This window comes from Ochrobactrum teleogrylli (assembly GCF_037482325.1).
GTDB lineage: Bacteria > Pseudomonadota > Alphaproteobacteria > Rhizobiales > Rhizobiaceae > Brucella > Brucella teleogrylli.
In genome coordinates this window covers 1,418,435-1,439,080 of the sequence record NZ_JBBHKQ010000001.1, presented here as the reverse complement: position 1 = coordinate 1,439,080, position 20,646 = coordinate 1,418,435, and the positions used below count along the sequence as shown (strand labels likewise).

Genomic DNA, 20,646 nt, shown 5'->3' with positions numbered 1-20,646 from the left:
TCATTCGATTCTGCGATAAGTATCTCAGGTGAGAGGAGCGCAACAGCATCGCTAGCTGAAATATATTTTGGTTCGTCACATCTTTTCAAATTCGACTGGGAGAACCCAAACGGCTGCCGCAACAAAAATCCAACTAGACTCCTGCTCATGATTGTTCCATTTATTGCTGATAATTGGGTGGGTTAAATCATGGATCAGCAGCGTTCGGAATCGACCAACTCGGTCGAAAATTCCGCTTTTTCAGGTAGTTTATCGGTCGAAGACAAGATCGAACGAGCTCGAACAGAGCTTTTAGATCTTTCAGCTCGAAATCGCTTGTTGAACGTGCCGCGTTTTTCAAAGAGCGCGAAGACTGTCGATATCATCGATGAAAAAGCGGCTGAAGTATTTCGTATTCTCGTGACCGAAGGGAAGGCAATGACCTTCCTTGCAGGCGCGAAAGGACGCGAGAAGACCGGAGAAGATGCTGATGGCGAGGAGCTTATAGAGCTTGCACTGCCGGATGATGACGAGCGCGATGAACAAGGCAAGCTGGTCCGGCACGGTGATACCAAGCTACAGACCAAGATGACGCCGAATGCTTTGCAGAAACGTCTGCTGGACCTCTATTTCGACGCACGCACACTCGAAGAAGAGCAAGGCGTCAATATTCTATTTCTTGGTCTCGGAACGCTGAAATGGATCGACCCCAACAATAAAGAGAATACACGATATGCTCCATTGATATTGGTGCCGGTCATATTGGAACGCGGAACCGCCGGTGAACGCTTTAAGCTCCGGGCACGGCAAGAAGATTTCTCATCCAATCTGTCCTTGGAAGCCCTACTTGATCGTGTCCATTCGATCAAAATGCCCGAGTTCGAGGCAACAGACGATTTTTCGTTTGAAGATTACGCGCAGAGAATTGCCTCTTGTATCGCGGTTAAGCCGGATTGGTCAGTACAGCCTGACGACATCGTTCTTGGCTTCTTTTCATTCGCCAAATTTCTGATGTATCGGGATCTCGATCCTTCTCTTTGGCCCGTGCACGCCAAGTTTACAGATACGCCTCTTATTAGATCTCTTGTCTCGGATGGGTTTGAACGCGATGACGACCTGATTTCTGACGACGCTAATATTGATTCCGTCATCCAGCCATCTGAGATGACCCATATCGTCGATGCCGACAGCTCGCAGTCAGCGGCAATTCATGAGGTCAAACGAGGTAAAAACCTTGTGATTCAAGGGCCTCCCGGAACAGGGAAGTCGCAGACGATTGCCAATATTATTGCCTCGGCAGTTGCTGATGGGAAAACGGTACTGTTTGTAGCTGAAAAGATGGCGGCGCTGGAGGTGGTGAAACGCCGCCTGGACGCCGCTGGTGTCGGCGAAGCCTGCCTTGAGTTGCACAGCAATAAAGCGAACAAGAAAGCCGTACTTCACGACCTCCAAAAAACTTGGGATCTAGGTTCGCCACGAGGAAATTTCGATGGCGCGATAGATAATGTCCTGCTCGATCTTCGTGACAGGCTGAACGATCATCCCAAGAGGCTTCACCGCCTGTATGAGCCATATCGACTTTCAGCATATACGGTCATCGGCCATTTGTCTCGGCTTCGTCGAGAAGGTATGGCACCGTCAGATATAGAGCTTCATAACGCGGTAGAGTGGACACCAGGTCATCGTGACGAAGTGTCAAAATTGCTTATGGAGCTCGCGGAACGCATTCGCGACATTGGACTGCCTTCTCAACATCCTTGGCGTGGTGTCGGTATAACGGGCATCTCACCTCTCGATCTTGAACGACTAGCCGTACGCATCCAGAACTCCAGCACAGCATTCGCGGAATTGCTCGAAAGGATGCAAAAAACGACGACGGCGCTTCAGCATGCGGATGTCGTCGATCTTCAAGATTATCAGAACTGCAAGAAGCTTGCAGACCGACTCGCTAGCTGTCCCGATACTATTACGAATGAAGCCCTTTCAAATGATGCATGGGCGAATTCAATCACCGACATCGCTTCCTTGGTTCAAGATGGTAAGAAGTTAGCGAATGTTGCTGAAAGAATTAATGAAATCTTAACATCGGAAGCTTGGGAATATGAGCCTGCAGGACTCGTTTCGCAGTTCTCACGAGTACCTGCAAATTTCTCAGATGCAGCTTTTACGACCGTTGAACAATTAAGAACCCTTCTACCGCGATTGCTGACAGCGGTGCGATCATTGCAAGCATTGCTCGGGGTAGACGATATAGGATCATTGGCTTCGATTGAGCGGATGGTCGTAATCGGCCAACGCGTGGCAAATGCCCCAGACGCAAGTCCGGACGCGTTTGTTGCAGCTATTTGGGAACGAGGGCTCGATCAGGCCGGTGATCTTGCTGAAGCCGTAGCCACACTACAAAACGCTCGATCAGAACTCACGGGGAAGGTTACTGATCACGCCTGGGAAGTCGATCTCGTTGCGGCGAGAACCGCTTTGGCGGTTCACGGAAAGCGAATGCTCAAATTCCTGAGTGGAGATTGGCGTTCTGCCCGATCATTGCTTAAAACGGTATTGGTTGGTGAGCCTTCCGTCGACGAAACGTTGCGTATTCTCGACTTGCTTCAAAAGGGCAAGCAGGCCAGAGCCACTATACGAGACGGAGATGCTCTTGGCCGTTCCGCCTTTGGAGCGGACTGGCGAGGTGAGAAGACAGACCCGAAGCCGCTTGAAGATCTGGTGCTTTGGATGCGTAGCCTGCGCGGTGTCAGCACTGAGGCGCGGCAAATCGCAAGCCGCCTTTCGAACAAAGCCGCAGTTGGTACCGGTGCGGAACAAGTACAAGGCATCTTGGAAGAAGCCCGCAGACTGACTCATGCTCTCTGGCTGGAACTGTCTGATAAGACGCAGATTCTTTTCCCTGGCGCTACCGGAGCAGAAGATGCACATTTATCGCAAGTCCTGAGATTGGTGGATGAGCTCGGCCAAGCCGAGCAGGAAGCCAAGACGCTCCTTAAGCGCGATCTGGCGACAGCAGGCGAACGTTCGAAAATTTTCCAAGTGTTAGGCCTCGCCCTTGATCTGAAAGCAAAGGTGGACAGTCAGGGAACGCTTTTAGCTTCAGCATTTGGTCAACGTTGGGAAGGCATTGGATCCGATTGGGATGCACTCTCTATTCTGGTCGATTGGGTTCAGCAAAATGCAGACATACGTCCTTTAGCTGCGACAATAGCTGATCGGGGAGACCTGGCCAGAAAAACGGGAGCGACGCTTGACGATGCCGGTACCTGGGTCGGCGAATTCTCAGCGATCCTTGATTACCTACAGACCGATCCGGAAACACTTTTTGGAGCCAACAGGGTTGAGGAAGTTCTCTGCTCCGAATTGCAGGAGCGGTTGCAAGATTGGTTGACCTCACGGGAACAGCTGTCCAAATGGACCGCCTACCGTAATCGCGCCAATGCCGCAAATGATGCAGGCGCAGAACTAATTGTTGAACGTCTGGAAGACGGTCGTGTCACTCCAGACGGCGTAATGTCATATTTTGAGATGGCATTTTACGAAGCCATCCTACGTGATCAACATAGACACGATCCGGAGTTAGCTCGTTTCGACGGCGAGGTTCACGGAAGGCTGGTAAATGAATTCGCGCGCCTTGACATGGATAGGATGGGACTGTCGCGACTGGAAGTCGTTCGTTCACACCATAAACGTATTCCGGGCAAGAGCGGTGTTGGTCCCGTGGGTGTACTTAGATCTGAAATGGCTCGTCGCCGTGGTCACATGCCAATTCGTCAGCTGATGACAAGGGCCGCTCCGGCAATTCAAGCGCTGAAGCCAGTCTTTATGATGAGCCCGCTGTCCATTGCACAGTTTCTGCCACCTGCACAACTCACCTTCGATTTGCTCGTTATGGACGAAGCCAGTCAGATACAACCTGTTGACGCCATTGGCGCTGTTGCCAGAGCTCGGCAGGTGGTTGTTGTGGGCGACGAAAGACAGTTGCCGCCAACGCGCTTCTTCTCGAAGATGACTTCAAGCGGCTCGGAGGACGACGAACTTGAAGGCGCACAGGTTTCAGATATCGAGAGCATTCTCGGTCTGTTTTCTGCGCGTGGTCTGCCCGAGAAAATGTTGAGATGGCATTATCGTAGCCGTCACCAGTCACTCATTGCAGTTTCAAACAGCGAGTTTTACGAAAACAAGCTGTTTATCGTTCCCAGTCCGTATACGCACGAAGCTGGAATGGGGCTCCGATTCCATCAAGTTCCAGGTGGCACCTTTGAAGAAGGCGTAAACAAAACCGAAGCCAAGGCCGTGGCCAAAGCTATCATCAAACATGCTCTTGAGAACCCTAACCTGTCATTGGGTGTTGCTGCTTTTTCGATCAAGCAACGTAGGGAAATACAGGACCAGCTTGAAATCCTGCGTCGGCTTAACCCTGAAACTGAAGCCTTCTTTCATTCGCATCCAACAGAACCGTTCTTCATCAAGAACCTCGAAAACGTTCAGGGTGACGAACGTGATGTCATCTTCATTTCAGTGGCCTACGCCCGCAATGCCCAAGGGTACATGGGGATGAGGTTCGGCCCACTTGGAGCAGAGGGTGGTGAACGACGTTTGAATGTTTTGATTAGTCGCGCCAAGCAACGCTGTGAAGTCTACGCGTCCATAACCGATGAGGACATCGATTTGGAGCGCGCCCGAGGCAAAGGCGTAGCTGCATTCAAGCTCTTCCTTCATTTTGCAAGAACCGGACGGCTATCGCTTTCCAAGCGTACTGAACGCGAGATGGACAGCGTCTTTGAAGAACAGGTCGCTGCGGCATTGACTGAGCGTGGCTATCAGGTCCATCCGCAGGTGGGTATTGCGGGGTTCTTTATTGATCTTGCGGTCGCCGATGACGCCGTTCCTGGGCGGTATTTGCTCGGTATTGAATGCGACGGTGCCGCATATCATGACTCTCGTTCTGCTCGCGACCGTGATCGTTTGCGACAAGCTGTTCTTGAAGCGCATGGCTGGAATATTCATCGCATATGGAGCACCGATTGGTTTCAACGCCCAAATGCTGAGCTCGAAAAGCTGATCACCGCGATAGAACGTGCGAAGGCCAATACACTTGAACTCGAAGGTGACACAGAGAAGAAGCGCAAAGCAGTCAATGTGGAGATCATCACCATTGATCGTGATTACGTGACTGAAATCGGGCTACTGCCGAAGGATGTGATCGAAAACGCAACTCCCCTTTATAAGGAAGCGTCAATCACGCCAGTGATCCATGTTGAACTTCATGAAACGCCTATCGGCATTCTGGTTGAACACATTAAGGAAATTGTGGAGGTCGAAGGCCCTCTTCATCAAGACGAACTCGTCACTCGGCTCAGAAGCGCGTGGGGATTACAAAGAGCAGGCCAGCGCATCAACAGCCACGTAACCGTGGCAATATTGGCGGCCGCCCGAAACAAGCACATCAACATCGAAGGCGAATTCCTGCTATGGCCAAATGGAGAAATCAAGCTTCGTGATCGAAGTGAAGTTACCTCGCTCAGTTTGCGCCGCCTCGATATGCTTCCTCCAATGGAAATTGATCAGGGACTTCGACAATTGGTCGAGGCGAGTTTCGGTGCAACGCCTGATGAAGCAATCAATGCGATTTCCCGAGCGCTTGGGTTCAAATCAACAAGTGGTCAATTGAGGGAGCATATCCAAGCGAGAATTGGCTATTTGAAAAAAGCCAATATACTTGAGGAACGAGATGGGCTTCTCACACTCAAGACAATTTAAGACCGAAGAAACTCCGCGCCTGCTTCTGCCCCAATTGCGGAAGAAGCAGGCGCACTCAACGTCGCATCAATTGTTTAGTTTCTGGATCGTTCTTGAAGGCTACCACTTGGCAAGGATTTAGGGCGTCAGTTCTGAAATGTTTAAGTTTCTAAGCGCCGACCTGTTTTAGAGAGGCGATTTTTACGTGGGGGCAAAATGCAAAAATATTTAGCTTTCGTCGCGATCCTGATTGCGGCTCTGTCGTTTTCCAGTTTCGCGGATGCACGCAATACACCATGTTCTGGAAAGAAAGGCGGCGTTGCGCGTTGTACCGCCGATGGCAAGTTTCTCTGTCAGGACGGCTCAATCAGTAAATCCAAGCGACTGTGCACTAGAAAGTAGCAGTCGTATGGTTCGAATGATATTGACGGCGCTTCTCAGTGTAGGCGCTGTAGCCGCTCATGGCGCTGAAATCACTGGAAGAGCCTCGGTGATCGACGGTGACACAATCGAAATACATGGTGCACGCATTCGACTTAGCGGGATTGACGCCCCAGAAAGCACGCAGACCTGTAAGAATGCGGAAGGCAAGTTATATCGTTGCGGACAGCAAGCGGCCTTAAAACTCGATGCATTCATTCAGGAAGCACAGCCTGTCACTTGTTTGCCAGTGAATCGAGATCGGTACGGCCGAACCGTTGCGACGTGCCAAACAAGCCAAGGCCAAGACATCGCTGCATGGTTGGTCGAGAACGGTCTCGCATTGGATTGGCCAGTTTATTCCAAGGGAGCATACGAGGGCGTGCAAGACATTGCTATGCGAGCCTCTTCAGGCCTTTGGCAAGGTGATTTCATTGTGCCATGGGAATGGCGAAAACTGCCGAAAACACAGCGTCGATGAGCCAAGGAAAGCCAATGGAATCGAGCAGGATTACTTACGCCATCGGCGATGTGCACGGGCGTGCAGATTTGCTGGAAAAGATGCTGGATCAAATTCAGACTGATGTTGATCAGCGAGCGGTCGAGTATCGCATTATCTTTTTAGGAGACATCATTGATCGCGGACCTGATAGCAGGAGGGCGATGGACTTGGTACATGCAACGCTTAACGCTTCCCCGGATAGCCGCCTGATATTGGGCAACCACGAGGAATTCTTCCTACGGGTCCTCGATTGCAGCCAAGAGAGTGAACGTGTGCTGGACCACTGGTTAGGTAAAGGCGGTTTCGAGACGCTAGCGTCATATGGCCTTCTCGATTGCAGAGACGTCACGCACTTGGCCGAGGAATTCAACAAACATTTTCCTCATCATGTAGCAATGATGCGACAAGCCGAGAACCTTATCGTCGACGGAAACTTTGTGTTTGTCCATGCAGGCGTCCGACCGAACGTCTCTTTGAACGAACAACGAGAAAAAGACTTACGCTGGATCAGAGATGAGTTTCTCAACCATACGGATGCACATGAGAAATTCATTGTTCATGGTCATACGGTTACTGCATCGCGTAGGCCGGAAGTTTATTCAAACAGAATAGCACTGGACACAGGAGCCTATCAGAGTGGAATACTAGCCTCGGCGATAGTCGACCCAGTCGGGTTGGTAGAAAATGTAAGCCTTCTTACGGCGACGACTGACTGCATCCCAAAGCGTCAGTACAGATATAATTAGCGATCCAACAAGGTCGAATTCGCTATCCATCCGATATTTTGATTATCAATCTGCACGCGGCTCCATCTTCCCTTTATTTCCAACACAGAAACCTCAGCATCCTTCGGAATGACTCTCAATACATCAAAAGTCGTCCCAGGACCTTTCCTCAGATTGACTGCCGTCTTCGTATAACGTCTTGAAGCTTTTTCTGTTTCGGTGTCAGTTTTTACCGAGATACCTGCAGGAGCGTTAGTAGGGAGCGTTTCCGGATTTTTATTGGGCAGCAATTGTGGTGCCATATCCACCTCTTGAGGAGACGAGATGTTAGGCTCAGACCTCTGTCCCAAGGAAGGTGAAGATTCACTTGTCGTGCGACTGACAGAATTTGTGTCCGGTTGGCTGCTGCCGAATTCGAAAAAACGCAGCACAAAAAAGCTAGCAACCAGTCCTATCAAGACATACGCAATAGTCCTGAAATGATTGCGCTTGATCGCAGGGTCGTCGGGCGCAATCGCGCTGCGCACGTCATCTTCAATTGCAGGGGGGGCAACGGTTTTACGACCGCGAGGTAGCTCCGCCAGCAGACTACAGCCCTCGGCAAACTGCTCAATGAGACCTGTTTTTGAAAACTCGACTAGCTCATTGATACCACTTTTGCTCTTGAAGTGAACGGATTCGTAAAGGCAGATCGGAATTTGTCTGTTGTCGTTAAAGCGACGGTCTGGTCCGCCGTTTTTATTGGGGTACTTCCAGGTATGGCCGACAACCGTTGCATCGCTCGGTACACGTTCGGTTTCGATAAACCTTGAAGGCTGCCATCGCAAATTCAGATCAGCATACTGCACGGCACCGAACCGATTTCTATCTTGGACCAGAACGACATCGGGCATGAAGTACATAACCTGCCTACCGACATGAAGCGCAGGCGGAGTTATGTTGCTATTAATAATTGAAGGCAGCTTATATAAGAGTGCGGTCGCTTTCCTGTTAACGAGATGGCTCGCGCCTGCGTTTCGTTTCCAAGCGGTAAGCCCTTGCACTGCGCCGCCAGCCTCGATGTGCCATTTTGCGGCGCAACCACAAAGAGCATCAAATCCCTCAGTTAGACGCCTATAGCCCCTCTCCGCCTCCCCTTCGAGATCATAATAAAGCACCGTGGTACGTCGGTATGAATCAAGCCACGTACCTATCGCCCATCCAGGGAGTGCCAATAGGCTGAACAAAAGCGCAGTCCCTCCCCCGAGCGCCAGACCTGCCACGAACCCAACGCCGCCCAAAATCCAAGCCAAAGTGGTGGACATTCGCGATTGCGTAAACTTGGAATTGATTTCGTTGAGCAAATTTTCAAAGGATTCGTCACGCATATGCATGACGTCGCCAGACTCGATCTCAACCATAGTGACATCAGTGTCGAAATAGGTAGCGACCGGAGGCCGTTCACTTGGCGTTAGGTCTTGCGAAGATCGCTTGCGACCAGCATTACCCAACGTAGCACGATAATATAGTCCCCCAGCTCCAGCATGAATGTAATGACCGCGCGGACCTGTTCCTATCCGGAGGCCTTTAACGCCTACAGAAACGCCGACACCGCCCTTTGAAAAATTGAAACGAAATGGCCCCGCAGAAACCGATTTTCTAATATAAAATGGCAACTATTCCCCCAGATCGCTTGCTCGTATGTGCTGTGCTGTAAACCTATTGAAGATTTTGACCTATCTCCCGATAACACGCGTCGACAGCCCCAACGTCGTAACGGTTTAATGGCTTCCAAGCCCGTCCCTTGAAATCGAAAAACTCAATCACACACTTGTCACGTTCGGTATCAGCCCATTGCGCCGCAATGAGGCGACTATCGCGCCGAAACATCAGCGACAAATACAAGTTGTCTTCGCCACCGCGTGGAAAGCCCATTGGACGACCAGTATTACTATCACTCACAATCACCGCCGAGCAGCCGGTCCCACAGCCAAACTGAATCAACGAATAGTGCCCCGCAAAATTGGGTCCGTCTTTGAGACCATTGCGAATTCGAGTTCGAAACGAATTGAAATCCATATCGCGTCCCTTGAAGTCCGGCATCTTCGTTTTGCCGGAGAACCGTGCTTCGACAGGATATGCGCGGGGATCTGGAGCACTTACACGGGTAGCATTGGCCTGAACAGAATTCGAAGCCGACGATTGGCGTCCTTCGCATTGATGCCAGTTCATCTGGTAGCCATATTCGCTCGGACGCCCATAACACCAGCCAACAGAAGTGAGTTTGGCATCCAGCTTATCTCGTCGTCCGCAAGCTTTATGTGTTTCAGGAGAGTCCCCGGATCCACCCCGGCATAACTGATTTTCTGTTTGCCACTGCGAAATTATCCGGGTGGGTTCGAATACGTTTTTGTCGAGTGTTATGACCTTCCCCGATTCAGAGACGATCCTATTCGTGCGTGGATCCCAACCGAACGCAAATTCGGCATCTCCAGACGAGGTCTTGCCAGAGAAGCTTCGCGCAAACCATTCGACGACACCTGTGATCTGGCAATTATCCGTGCAGCTAACTTTAACCGTGTCGGCTTTCGGGCTATAGGCCCGTTCGGGCCAACGCTCAACAAACTTGCGCTTTTCATCAACGATGAACGATTTGGTCTGGACCTTGTCGTAAAATGTAACAAAGTCAGCATACGCGCTTTCCGCGAAGTTCATTGACTGGCTGTTTGATTGCGACCAAGTTTCATAATAGCTCGTCAGAAAAGCGCGTGCTCTATCTTCTCTCGTGTCATTCTGCGGAGTGCTCTCCGCAACTGACGGCGACTGGACGGTCTGAGGTGTTGTCACCACAGAGGGTGTCGATGCCGCAGTGGCTTCACCGCTCGTTGTTACTTTGAAGTCTTGCATCTCAGTCGCGGTCAGATAGCGCATATCCGTGCTCGGTACCGACAGACTGAGCTGCAGAAGCCTTGGATCGATGCCCATTTCGACTAGATAGGTAATGATGTGCGCTGTAACCCTTTGGACAGCAGCCACCGCACTTTGCCCGTCCAGTGTATGTTCAGGAGCAAACGATGACTGATGGACACCTATTGCACCAGGTTCCGCGTGCCGGTTGATACCACCCACAAACGCAAGTGCACATGCAGACGAGCATTCCATGGAACGAGGTTGCATTGTCGATAGACCAAGGGATCGGATCATTCGACCGTATGCCATCGCGGAAATAATATTGCCCCCTCCACTTGAGAACGAGACAATCTTGGCACCAGTAGCGCCAACTTCGCGAGCAAACACACTTGGATCGTCGTTGGTAGAGAACTCGCCTTTCAAGACCAATGCCGGTGGTCCATCATCAAGTGGTACACGTTCAACAGCTATTTCCGCACGTGCGAATGTCGCAAGCGAAAGTATGGCGATAACATTTGCTATCAGGAAACGAGCCAATTGCCATGAACCCATTACCATTACTCACTTTATCTGGCTGAAATACGAAGAGCGTCAAGGGTTTCAGGCGTGATTGTTCCCGTAACCTTCAATCCATAATCGCCTTGAAGCCTTTGCAACCCTGTTTTCATTGTTGGTCCCAGAAGCCCATCGATGTCACCGCTGTAGTAACCGTATGCGAGCATGGCGAGCTGGACCTGTTTCACGACTTCCTTGAACTTGTCGCTATTGCCAGGGAGCGTCTTTAGCGGCATGGCTGTGCCACCTGTCGCACCCGATCCAGATGGCGCTGATGGATAATATTGGGGCGACGGCGCAGGGGCAGTGTTAACAGGCGGATTATAAAGCGGTGCCGCATAACTCCGGGAAGGCGCACTGTAAGAAGGCGCTCGATAGGAATAGCCGCCGGTTGAGGAACGGTGACTGCTATGTGACCGGTGTGAACTGTGGCTTCTGTGGCCAGCCAGAGTGTAGTCGTGGTCCATCCTGAAAACATCGAATAGAGATTTCGAGCTTCCTCCGTCATCTATGGACGGCTTTGGTGGCATTGCCACCGCTTCCGCTGGCAAGAACCCAGCGGCCAGCAAAGATGGAATTGCGAATACCTTCTTTTTCATAATACCCCCAACGCCCTGTAACCGTGATTACGCGGATGCCATTCAAAGAAGCCCCCACAAGCTTCCTTCATCGAACATCCATCACATTCCTCTAGAAAAGTCTTCTTCCAGTCCGAGATCGTAGCCGGAGCCAGCGATCTGTAAGCCACTGGCACAGTGCAGAGTGGAAAATTGTATAATTTTGCTTCCAGCCCTCGACTTTGGACGATGTTCAATGCCGTAGCTAGTCCCATAAATTGATCAGAACTGTCGAAGAATAGCGCGTCCCAATTTTTCCTGCCGTAACCAATGTTTTCCATCTGCATGATGGCCCAAACGTCAATAAAGGGCAGCATCGTTGTAATGAATCTCGCCAGTTCCGGCAGGTGCTCTGCGTTCGGGCGCATCAGCACGGTTCTGAGTTCGATCCGACATCCAGCACGTGCCATCAGCGCCAGATTTTTCTGCAAGTGCTCGTAAGCCCCAGCTTTGCCGACGATCTCGTCATGCACGCAAGAATCTGCTGAATAAAGAGGGACGCCCCAAATTACACGACTGAGATCAATCTGGCTTAGAGCGGATAGATCCTCGTTAGCAAAATGCTGAGCATTTGTCAGAATGTGAAAGCTGATATCGGGCCGCTGTTGCATTACACGGCCGAGAAGTCCGAAAAGCTGAGCCTTGTAGAGAGTTGGCTCACCACCCGACAATCCGAGTACCGCATTGCGCGGAGCCAACAATGCTGCGGCTTCGAAGTATGGAAACAGATCCACATGATGCTGTTTCGGGGGCTGAGAACACATCACGCAAAGCTGGTCACATCGCTCGGTAATTACGAATGTATTATGAGGCGAGTTCCTGCGAACAAGACGATCAGCGACCCCCTTTCTCGGATTGACAAGGAGCACATCGCCATTGACATCGGAAGGCGAAATTCCCGAGATTGTTATTTGGCCTGCCTTGCCTTCGAAGATGCTTTTGCCATCCGAATCTGCCACGAGATTTGCTTCGAAAGCTTCGTCGACCCACGGCTCGTCCAACGGTCGATCTGCCCATAGCCTAACAACAAAGGGCTCCGACGCATCTGACATTGCTTTGATACGGAGCGGTATCATGTGTGCACCTCAACCATCTGAGGGCTCCAATCGGCGATACCGAGCCAATGTGCGACAGAGAACCGAATTGCTTCGTCATTGCTATATAAAAATTCGAATGCCTTATCGAAAATGGCTGTGTGGCGACCACAGAACCACGTTTCGTGCCGAGGAACGTCAATGCGACCATAGCGCGAAAGGTCATCTACGACATCGGTCCCGCAGAAAGGTTGATAAACGCAATGAATGCAATCCGGGTCGAAATTGTTCAGCGACGAGGCGTTAAGAGCGGCAATCTTTGTGGAATCCAAGCCTGACGAGAGGTCACCTATGCTGAGATCAATCCGACCGATACGTGACAGCATTCGGGCTTCGTCGGTTGGATAAAACACGCCATCATGATCAATGACCAGATAGTCTGACGCGAAGAAGTTTGGATTTCGAAGATCCACATGCTGATCTGATCCGTTGCGAAGGATACGCTTCAGACACTGGCTGAAATAGTATTCTTCCAAAACCGATCCAGTTTCGAAATTGCGCTGGACCAGGCGATCAATGAAATCGTTATAAAGAGTATTCCAGCGTTGAAGTACGTCACCGCGCTGCTTCAGTTTCCGGGCAAATCCCTGATAATTTATGGGGCGCAGGTAAATTGACCGAATGCCGAACTGTTCAAAATTCGTGATCAAAGCTTCCAGATCAGGAGGATTATCGACATCAATGGTAGGTAATGCCGAAATCTTGCCTTCTGGAAAGCGACGAACTGCCTCGTTCAGATTCCTGAAGAACGCGTCCGTTTTTGAAGCCTCATGCGTTCTTTGCCGTTCGTGAGTTCTACGATCTCCGTCGACGGACGTGCTTATAAAAGTGTCGTCATCTACCAGAAAGGACCATTCGCGCTCAGACAAATTTTGCAGGTTCGTGCAAACGACAAACTGAGCACACTCGAAACGTTGTCTGCAAAACGCCCTCACCTTTTCAAGGATATCCAACCGGAGCAGTGGCTCTCCACCCTGAAACTCGATCTTGATCGACCTGGTTGAAAGTTGGTTCAGAAACTGGAGTACAGCGTCAAGGGTTTCGCTGTTCCAGTCGAATCCCTTTGCCGTCTCCGAAACGCGAGAAACCTGGCAATAGCCGCAAGTCAGATTGCAGCGCAGTGTGGGAACCAGGATCAGATACGTCAGCTCACCCGCAGCCGCCTGGCGTCGCGACCATCTGTAAGCAAATGAAGTCCAGGCAAGGTCGTTCTGTTCTTCAAATGCGTGGCCATTCGACTTTAAAAACTTCAAGTCGCGTTCAACGAGCTCGCCATTCGCATAGCGATCTAGGAACTTGGCATCTGACCGGAAGAAGCCCCCCGCGTCGTCCGAGAATAGATATTCCTTATCCGTATCTTTGAACTTAAGCGGCCAGACCTCTGTCATTTTATGACCGCTGACAACAAGGATTTCCGCAACGAAAGCGTTTCGACGAGAATCTTCTCGCGATAAATCTGATGGACGATGGCGCTTCGAAAAACTGCAACAGATTGCTCATAGATTTCTCGAACGGTTATTTTATCGCCATCCAGCGAGAAACTGACGTCGGGATATAAGGTCTGAAGCCTTAAAACAGCCGCTTCTGCGTAAGGTAAAAATGCTTCAGTGATTTCGCCGACCAATGATCGGGTTTCGCCACAAAATTGAAAATTCATATCGTCCCAGCCCAGAAACCATATTGCCTAGCTCTTCTGTGCGATCAAGCGGAAAACTGATCATCTCCCCTTTAGTATTAGATCAATCTTTGGATGCCGCTCCTTGACTCAAGGTATTTACTGTCGGACCATGTCGGTCGATAGGTTTGTTTTCCCCTCGCGTGGAAGGGAGTGTGTCATGAGCAACGATCATCATCAGGAACATAAAGATCGATGGAAGCATGACGGGGTACGCGTGATAAAAGGTGAACAGCTAGACCCCAACACCGCACAAACCCCAGGGATGTTCCGTCAAGCCGCAATCAATCATGCACGTGTTGGTGCGCAGAAAATCTGGGCGGGGACGGTTGCAATCGAACCCAATGCCAAAACGGGTGTCCATCACCATGGAGCGTTGGAAAGTGTCATTTTTGTTCTGCGAGGAAAAGCGCGGATGCGCTGGGGAGATCGACTAGAGTATGTTGCTGAAGCCGGGCCAGGCGATTTTATTTTTGTACCACCCTATGTTCCCCATCAGGAGATTAATGCCGATCCGGACAATGTGCTGGAATGCGTTTTGGTTCGATCTGACAACGAAGCAGTTGTCGTGAACATCACAGACGTGGAACCTATCGAAAATCCAGAAACGGTCTATTGGGTCGATCCGATACATCCTCACCCAGAACAGAGCTAAAATCCTCATTAAGGATGTTCTGCTGGTCCTAGAGAAGACAATCAAAGCCCGCTCAATCTAATCTGTCACCAGTATCCAATGGCCCACCGCGAAATAATATAGCTTTTGCATTTTCGGCCTGATCCTCTTGGACGGCTTCAATTTTATAAACCTTACTGCCCGACACTAAAAATTGCGGACTTTGTGCATCAACAAGAGACAAAACATCATCTGGCGCTGAAATAAATTCAGTAATAGTCCAATGTTTTCCAGAACCCATCTACAAAACACCCCATGTTTAATAGCGACAGCTTTTGCGAGCCACCGTTAGATATACTAATGTTTATTTTACCAAATTCTTGTAATTGCCCAGATAATGCTTATCAATTAACCACGCTTGCGAGTGCAGTATGAAAACGCATGAGCGACTGCTACTAGATACCTGCATCATAAGTCAATTTGCTTACAAGAATCCTCCGCATCAGCTTATCACATGGTCCCAGCGATTTCCGGACAATTATTTTGCGATCTCTGTTTCGACTGTAATCGAGATACAGAAGGGAATAGAAAATCTCCGGCTCTCGGGCTCGCCCCGCGCGGATGCACTGGAGAAATGGCTGGATCGACTACTCGCCAGCGACCTCGTTTGCCTTGATCAAGACGTCATTACCGCCCGAATAATTGGGCAGATGATCTCTACGCCAGCCTTGAAATCTCTGTGGGTACCAGACGCAAAATCTAAGAAGCCCAAATTTGGTCAAGACCTGCAAATAGCCGCTGCTTCAATACGCCACCAAATTCCGATAGCGACAGAAAACGTCAGCGATTTCCTTAGAATTCATCAATGGTACACACTTCCTGGACTTTGCAATCCTGCTACAGGTGAATGGTATGCTGGATCGAAAAAAACAGAAATGGTGCCTTGACTCCCAGATTTTGTTCCTGTTATGTTCCCACCATGAAACACGCGCTCACCCATTCCCCATTGCTGACTATGCTCCCTGTTGAGCTTGTCACCCGCGCGCGTCGAATACGTACCTTCTGAGTTTTTGAACCCCGCAGTTCATAGACGGCTTGCCGTCCTCAGGAGCAATGCAATGTTCCATTCCATTAATGATGTCCTAGCTGACGCACATCTTCGTGCGGCCAGCAACTTATTTGCACCTTCAGTTGTTTTAAAGTGCAGGGGCCGCGCTCTCTTTCGATCACAGAAGGCTCGAAACCTAGCTTGCTATTTTGACCTCAGCCCCGACGTACTGGCATGGTCGTGCCTGCCGATCCTACTCGGCTCGACAGAGACATTTCACATCCCAGACTTCGCAGTTCAGAGAGTGGATGGCGACTACCTTGTCGATGTCCATGACACACCGGAATGGGCTCTTGCGGCGGCAGAGAATGAAGGCTGGTTATATGATCAGCACACCTACAAAAAGATTGAACAAACAATCATTTTTAATGCCGTCGATCTCGTTCCCTTTGCCTCATCTACGGTTTCGCTCGGAGACCGACTTCGACTACTTTCCGCGTTAGACGATGACGGTCCTCTACTTCTTAAACATTGCTGTCAGTTGGTACGCAATTCTAACGAACCGATGAGCGCTTTGGCCGCGCTCTATTTTTCTGGAGAAGTTTCATTCGACCTGAATGAAAGAATAAGCCCGGAAACTAGGGTTTCGAGAACTTAATCTAACTTCAAAATCAGAATTATCCAGATCGGCTTTTGATGCCCGATAACGAGGAGGCTTACGATGAACAATCTGAACTATTTAACTGAAACGATCAATACGCTCGAAAAATTGATCAACGATCTCAGGGTTTTACGCGAGGGCAAACAACCGGACCTGAACCTTTTGGATAACAGCCCACTTCTCAACGACTGGGTTCGAACGACCCGCTCCTTACCGTGTCTAGAAGGAATGGTTCTAGAGCATCCGAAGCTCGGTAGCCGCAGACTGATTACGACAAGCGAACTGTTTTATGTCGATCCGCAGTTGCACTTCGCGCGCACGTATTCGCGATTTTATCGACTCGGTAAACCCGCTCCAGTCAGAGGTCTACGTTAATTTTTTGAGGGCGACGTCTATGACAATGTTTCGAATATCGCACTGCAGCCGGTCTCCATCTTTCAATGCTGTGAAACCTTGTGAGAAAACAGAATGCAGAATTTCCAACAGACACCCGAAAACCTGGCGTTGCGCCTTGCTGTTGCGCATCTTATTCGGCAAATTCGAAGGCGAGGTCTTCATGATTTACTCGCGGGCCGAGTGCTGGACCTAGTTGTGACATGTGAACATGCAGATGACCTGGAGCTTTATGAGAAGGCCCTTGGTCGGTTGGACTATTACAATTCGAAACGGCCGTCACAGCGAAGCATCGTCCTACTAACAGCCCAAAAGCGGGATCACAGTGATTTTGGTGATGATCACGTCACCTACAAGCAAACCGTCTATTTCGCACAACACGTAGCTTCCTTGCCACAGCAGGTGTTGGACTCCGCTGATGATATCATCGAAATCAAGATTGATGGCTCTCTGTGTGAAGCAATTGCAAATGAAAGTCTTCTAACTCCGCCGCGTTTTTCCGATCTGCCTGTCCCTGCCCCGTTCTCGTTACGCATCCTCGCTTCGATGATCTGTCAATCATGGAGTGATCAGGACGTTCAACACAAGCTTGATCGCGTGACCAGAGGAGCAAAAGCGATCAGCACAAAAAACGAGATCAACCTCGATAATATCGCAGGATACGGCGAAGCGGCTTCGTGGGGAAAAAGGCTTGCAGAAGATCTAGCTCTCTTCGCCAAGCGAGAACTGGACTGGGACGATATTGATCGTGGTGTGTTGCTTTGTGGGCCGCCAGGCGTCGGCAAAACGCTTTTTGCTCGTGCATTAGCTGGAACCTGCAAAGTCCCCTTGTTTGCGCACTCTCTAGCGCAATGGCAAGCCAAAGGTAGCTTAGACGATCTCCTCAAAGCGATGCTTTGTGCATTTGAGCAGGCGAAACGGGAAGCGCCATGCATTTTGTTTGTCGATGAAGTTGACAGTTTCGGAACACGATCCCAGCTTTCTGGGAGAAATTCCAATTACGCGCGGCAGGTTATCAATGGATTTTTGCAGTGCTTGGACGGTCTGGATGGACGAGAAGGTGTCGTCGTAGTTGCAGCGACCAACGACATCAATGCAATTGACCCTGCGATCATTCGTTCTGGAAGAATTGAACGGCATGTTCACATCCCCCTCCCCGATGCAGTCGGAAGGGAACAAATCCTCAAATACCATTTGCGAGATGCCCTGTCAGGGGAAGACATTTCTGAAATCGCTGTTAGGATTGAAGGCGCGTCCGGTGCAGACATTGCCCGACTGGTGCGAGAAGCACGGAGCCGCGCACGAACGAGGAAAGCCCCTCTAAGCGCGTCAGACCTTGCCATCAATATTCATTCTCCGCGCCCGGTATGTATTCAAGACATCCGCCGAACAGCCATTCACGAAGCCGGGCATGCTATCGTTGCAGATGAATTGTTCGATGTTACTGGCATCAAACCAGTGTCCGTTCATATCAGGCGAACCTTCCGAGACCGTGATTGCAATCTCGGCGGCACACTGATGCAAATTCGAGCAGATAGAATCCTAACAACCAGAAACGCTTTTGAGGCGCAGATTTGCACACTTTTGGGTGGGTTAGCCGCCGAGAAGGTTGTGTTTGGAGAGACGACTGATGGCAGCGGCGGCGGCTCTCAATCTGATCTAGCAGAAGCGACCCGAATTGCAATTCGGATGGAAGCATCCTTCGGCTTGGGTAACGGGCTGGCTTTCTTAGCTACTATGGATCTGTGCGACGAAACCCTACTGCGCCAAAATACCCATCTCCATCAGCGTGTGAATGAAATCCTTCGAATCCAGTTTGATAGAGCGGTCGGCATCATCGAGAAAAAAGCGAAAGCCGTTTCTTCAATCGCCGCGAAGCTCGAACGTTATTCGATACTCAACGAAAGGCAACTGAAAAGGATTCTTCTGCGAGAAACCAAATCGACTACCCGCGCTCGGAGGCAATAACCAAATTCATTGCCAGAAGATTGCTTAAAATATAAAAATTTATTTTCAGAAGAATGCGAAAGAGGAAAGCATGGCTACAGGTACAGTAAAATTTTTCAATCATGAGAAGGGCTTCGGTTTCATCACACCAGAAAATGGTGGTCCGGATGTATTCGTTCACATCTCTGGTATAATGGCAGGCGGAGACCTCCGGGACGGTGATAAAGTGAGTTATGACGTTGGACAGGATCGCAAGACTGGTAAATCGAAGGCTGAGAACGTTACCCTTCTGTAAGCTCTTCGGCAAACCTGCTCAGTATAGCCTCGGATATTATGATAATGCTCGCGCCAAGCGGGCAATATATCAAGGAACGCTCCATCGGCTGGCTAAATCCACGGCTCCTATTTCGCGTATAAAAATCCAAATCGGCGGTTTAATTCTAAAATCCGCAGGTCCCTGATCTGATTAGAATTGCCAGTGCGATGACGCAGGGAATAAAGCTACATCCCACCACAATATCCTATCAACCAGCCCTAATATCCCCGCGAATAATCGATATTAATGTTTGCGAGGTTGTTCTTCATCTGGAATGGCTAAAATGAAAATTCGTCACTACTTTACTAGTGCGTTCGTTGCGCTCACGGCAATGAGCGGTCAATGTCTTGCAGAGACGACTGAAGTTTCCACTGATGCGCAGGCAGCTTTGGAAAAAAGTCCGGTCTACCGCCTCTACAAAGCTGCCTTAGTAGAATGGACCGCCGATAATTGCTCTCCCGCTATAAATACAGAAAGGGCAATGAGCGCCAAGACTATCTTGAGCGAAACAAATGATACCAACGCTGTAGAACTCTTCCGTACCCTGAATGCGGAACGCGCCTTGCTAATTCGAGACCGGGGAGACGATCCATGCGATCTGGCCATGCGGGATGTATTTACCCCTGTTGAGCAATCGAAAAAAGACTTGCAGGTTCGCACCGCCGCTGAACGGGCTCGAATTCGAACACTTAGAGAGGCTACACTGATTGAATGGGCGGCGAGAAACTGTTCGTCGGCGGTCGCCCCGAAAACCGCCGCTCAGGCACAGCAAACGTTGAAGAACTTTAACGAGGAGGAAGTACGATTTCATCGCCTCGTCGTCTCGTCCGAAATTCAAACAGAAGCACAGAGCGGTAAGGATGCGTGCAAGTCCGTGTTGAACGAAATTTCGAGTTTGTGATCCGTCTTCAACGTCAGATCGTGTCTGTAAATAGACATATCGACTTTGGCACGAGGCCGTTGCGTTCCCATACGTGGCAATTAAAAAGGAACTCAAACCAAGATGAAGGTACTTAGCCTTGAAACTCGCTCACATCAATCTGGTCGCTAGAAATGCGGAAACGCTCGCTGCATTTTATATGGACGTCATGAAATGCGAGTTGCTTCGCGAGCCCAGGGTTTTATCAGGCGATAAGGTCTCACGTGGTAACGGGCTTCCGGATTGCGAGATCTATTCGATCTGGTTAAAGTTTCCGGAGCTCGAATGGCCCTTCCTTGAGATACATGAGCATAAGACCACCCATTCGCGCGACCTGCCAAAGGTCAATGAACCTGGTTATGGTCATCTTTCTTTCCGGATAGAGAACCTCGACGATATACTTTCGAAAATCATCAGGGCGGGTGGGTCACAGATCGGGCAAACTACAAATTTCGGAATGCCGGAGAAGCCTTACTTTATCGCTTATGCACGTGATCCTGAAGGGAACGTGCTTGAGCTTGAACAAATGGGCGCGTGAGTTTGGAGAG

Annotated in this window: 19 protein-coding genes and 1 pseudogene; 12 read left to right on the top strand and 8 right to left on the bottom strand. The window is 50.1% G+C overall.

Annotation, left to right across the window (positions count from 1 at the left end):
* Positions 1-189 precede the first annotated feature (189 nt).
* The 4 genes from WIX40_RS06625 (at position 190) to WIX40_RS06615 (ending at position 7,392) form a co-directional block, all read left to right on the top strand.
* On the top strand, positions 190-5,745 hold the full coding sequence (locus WIX40_RS06625) for a DUF3320 domain-containing protein (RefSeq protein WP_339439371.1): 5,556 nt from the start codon (positions 190-192) through the stop codon (positions 5,743-5,745).
* A gap of 195 nt (positions 5,746-5,940) precedes the next feature.
* Positions 5,941-6,126, top strand: a complete 186-nt coding sequence (locus WIX40_RS23720) for a YdcA family protein (RefSeq protein ID WP_503656143.1) — start codon at positions 5,941-5,943, stop codon at positions 6,124-6,126.
* Entirely contained in the window at positions 6,062-6,625 is a 564-nt protein-coding gene (locus WIX40_RS06620; protein WP_503656141.1) for a thermonuclease family protein, read from the top strand. Before WIX40_RS23720 ends, WIX40_RS06620 begins: the two co-directional genes overlap by 65 nt.
* A 14-nt stretch (positions 6,626-6,639) precedes the next feature.
* On the top strand, positions 6,640-7,392 hold the full coding sequence (locus WIX40_RS06615) for a metallophosphoesterase (RefSeq protein WP_339439367.1): 753 nt from the start codon (positions 6,640-6,642) through the stop codon (positions 7,390-7,392).
* Here WIX40_RS06615 and WIX40_RS06610 read toward each other — a convergent pair.
* The 7 genes and pseudogenes from WIX40_RS06610 to WIX40_RS06585 all read right to left on the bottom strand — a co-directional run bounded on the left by WIX40_RS06610 (position 7,389) and on the right by WIX40_RS06585 (position 14,183).
* Complete coding sequence (locus WIX40_RS06610) at positions 7,389-8,771, bottom strand: SH3 domain-containing protein (protein ID WP_339439365.1); 1,383 nt, start codon at positions 8,769-8,771, stop codon at positions 7,389-7,391. The genes WIX40_RS06615 and WIX40_RS06610 overlap by 4 nt on opposite strands.
* 108 nt (positions 8,772-8,879) lie before the next feature.
* Positions 8,880-9,026 (bottom strand): annotated as a pseudogene (locus WIX40_RS23670) (DUF4236 domain-containing protein); the annotation flags it as partial.
* Positions 9,027-9,069: 43 nt separating this feature from the next.
* Positions 9,070-10,818, bottom strand: coding sequence for a COG3904 family protein (locus WIX40_RS06605; RefSeq protein WP_339439363.1), 1,749 nt, complete (start codon positions 10,816-10,818; stop codon positions 9,070-9,072).
* 8 nt (positions 10,819-10,826) lie between these two features.
* A complete protein-coding gene (gene hxsA / locus WIX40_RS06600) occupies positions 10,827-11,414 on the bottom strand; it encodes a His-Xaa-Ser repeat protein HxsA (RefSeq protein WP_339439361.1) in 588 nt (195 codons plus the stop codon).
* Positions 11,411-12,508, bottom strand: coding sequence for a His-Xaa-Ser system radical SAM maturase HxsC (gene hxsC / locus WIX40_RS06595; RefSeq protein WP_339439359.1), 1,098 nt, complete (start codon positions 12,506-12,508; stop codon positions 11,411-11,413). Before hxsC ends, hxsA begins: the two co-directional genes overlap by 4 nt.
* Complete coding sequence (gene hxsB, locus WIX40_RS06590; RefSeq protein WP_339439357.1) at positions 12,505-13,914, bottom strand: His-Xaa-Ser system radical SAM maturase HxsB; 1,410 nt, start codon at positions 13,912-13,914, stop codon at positions 12,505-12,507. Before hxsB ends, hxsC begins: the two co-directional genes overlap by 4 nt.
* A complete protein-coding gene (locus tag WIX40_RS06585; RefSeq protein WP_155997875.1) occupies positions 13,911-14,183 on the bottom strand; it encodes a hypothetical protein in 273 nt (90 codons plus the stop codon). Before WIX40_RS06585 ends, hxsB begins: the two co-directional genes overlap by 4 nt.
* Before the next feature lie 178 nt (positions 14,184-14,361).
* Between WIX40_RS06585 and WIX40_RS06580 the strand changes: the two genes are divergently transcribed.
* Positions 14,362-14,856 carry a cupin domain-containing protein gene (locus tag WIX40_RS06580; protein ID WP_339439350.1) on the top strand — a complete coding sequence of 165 codons (495 nt, stop codon included), beginning with the start codon at positions 14,362-14,364 and terminating at the stop codon, positions 14,854-14,856.
* A gap of 52 nt (positions 14,857-14,908) precedes the next feature.
* Here the strand turns inward: WIX40_RS06580 and WIX40_RS06575 are convergent, their stop codons facing one another.
* A complete protein-coding gene (locus WIX40_RS06575) occupies positions 14,909-15,115 on the bottom strand; it encodes a hypothetical protein (protein WP_339439348.1) in 207 nt (68 codons plus the stop codon).
* A 130-nt stretch (positions 15,116-15,245) separates the two neighbouring features.
* On the opposite strand from WIX40_RS06575, the gene WIX40_RS06570 reads away from it, so the two are divergent.
* From WIX40_RS06570 to WIX40_RS06540, 7 genes are all read left to right on the top strand, one after another.
* Positions 15,246-15,761, top strand: a complete 516-nt coding sequence (locus tag WIX40_RS06570; RefSeq protein ID WP_339439346.1) for a PIN domain-containing protein — start codon at positions 15,246-15,248, stop codon at positions 15,759-15,761.
* 171 nt (positions 15,762-15,932) lie between these two features.
* Positions 15,933-16,520 (top strand): hypothetical protein, encoded by a 588-nt coding sequence (locus WIX40_RS06565; protein WP_339439345.1) that lies wholly within the window; start codon positions 15,933-15,935, stop codon positions 16,518-16,520.
* 63 nt (positions 16,521-16,583) lie between these two features.
* Positions 16,584-16,898 (top strand): DUF6634 family protein, encoded by a 315-nt coding sequence (locus WIX40_RS06560; protein ID WP_339439344.1) that lies wholly within the window; start codon positions 16,584-16,586, stop codon positions 16,896-16,898.
* Between the two features lie 93 nt (positions 16,899-16,991).
* Positions 16,992-18,884, top strand: coding sequence for an AAA family ATPase (locus WIX40_RS06555; protein ID WP_339439343.1), 1,893 nt, complete (start codon positions 16,992-16,994; stop codon positions 18,882-18,884).
* 70 nt (positions 18,885-18,954) lie between these two features.
* Positions 18,955-19,158, top strand: coding sequence for a cold shock domain-containing protein (locus WIX40_RS06550; RefSeq protein WP_200635851.1), 204 nt, complete (start codon positions 18,955-18,957; stop codon positions 19,156-19,158).
* A gap of 304 nt (positions 19,159-19,462) precedes the next feature.
* A complete protein-coding gene (locus tag WIX40_RS06545; protein ID WP_339439340.1) occupies positions 19,463-20,080 on the top strand; it encodes a hypothetical protein in 618 nt (205 codons plus the stop codon).
* A 118-nt stretch (positions 20,081-20,198) separates the two neighbouring features.
* Positions 20,199-20,636 carry a VOC family protein gene (locus WIX40_RS06540; RefSeq protein ID WP_339439339.1) on the top strand — a complete coding sequence of 146 codons (438 nt, stop codon included), beginning with the start codon at positions 20,199-20,201 and terminating at the stop codon, positions 20,634-20,636.
* Positions 20,637-20,646 lie beyond the last annotated feature (10 nt).

Coding starts and splice junctions, on each gene's coding strand:
- WIX40_RS06625 (WP_339439371.1), top strand. CDS start 190: ATGGATCAGCAGCGTTCGGAATCGACCAACTCGGTCGAAAATTCCGCT.
- WIX40_RS23720 (WP_503656143.1), top strand. CDS start 5,941: ATGCAAAAATATTTAGCTTTCGTCGCGATCCTGATTGCGGCTCTGTCG.
- WIX40_RS06620 (WP_503656141.1), top strand. CDS start 6,062: ATGGCAAGTTTCTCTGTCAGGACGGCTCAATCAGTAAATCCAAGCGAC.
- WIX40_RS06615 (WP_339439367.1), top strand. CDS start 6,640: ATGGAATCGAGCAGGATTACTTACGCCATCGGCGATGTGCACGGGCGT.
- WIX40_RS06610 (WP_339439365.1), bottom strand. CDS start 8,771: ATGGTTGAGATCGAGTCTGGCGACGTCATGCATATGCGTGACGAATCC.
- WIX40_RS06605 (WP_339439363.1), bottom strand. CDS start 10,818: ATGGTAATGGGTTCATGGCAATTGGCTCGTTTCCTGATAGCAAATGTT.
- hxsA (WP_339439361.1), bottom strand. CDS start 11,414: ATGAAAAAGAAGGTATTCGCAATTCCATCTTTGCTGGCCGCTGGGTTC.
- hxsC (WP_339439359.1), bottom strand. CDS start 12,508: ATGATACCGCTCCGTATCAAAGCAATGTCAGATGCGTCGGAGCCCTTT.
- hxsB (WP_339439357.1), bottom strand. CDS start 13,914: ATGACAGAGGTCTGGCCGCTTAAGTTCAAAGATACGGATAAGGAATAT.
- WIX40_RS06585 (WP_155997875.1), bottom strand. CDS start 14,183: ATGAATTTTCAATTTTGTGGCGAAACCCGATCATTGGTCGGCGAAATC.
- WIX40_RS06580 (WP_339439350.1), top strand. CDS start 14,362: ATGAGCAACGATCATCATCAGGAACATAAAGATCGATGGAAGCATGAC.
- WIX40_RS06575 (WP_339439348.1), bottom strand. CDS start 15,115: ATGGGTTCTGGAAAACATTGGACTATTACTGAATTTATTTCAGCGCCA.
- WIX40_RS06570 (WP_339439346.1), top strand. CDS start 15,246: ATGAAAACGCATGAGCGACTGCTACTAGATACCTGCATCATAAGTCAA.
- WIX40_RS06565 (WP_339439345.1), top strand. CDS start 15,933: ATGTTCCATTCCATTAATGATGTCCTAGCTGACGCACATCTTCGTGCG.
- WIX40_RS06560 (WP_339439344.1), top strand. CDS start 16,584: ATGAACAATCTGAACTATTTAACTGAAACGATCAATACGCTCGAAAAA.
- WIX40_RS06555 (WP_339439343.1), top strand. CDS start 16,992: ATGCAGAATTTCCAACAGACACCCGAAAACCTGGCGTTGCGCCTTGCT.
- WIX40_RS06550 (WP_200635851.1), top strand. CDS start 18,955: ATGGCTACAGGTACAGTAAAATTTTTCAATCATGAGAAGGGCTTCGGT.
- WIX40_RS06545 (WP_339439340.1), top strand. CDS start 19,463: ATGAAAATTCGTCACTACTTTACTAGTGCGTTCGTTGCGCTCACGGCA.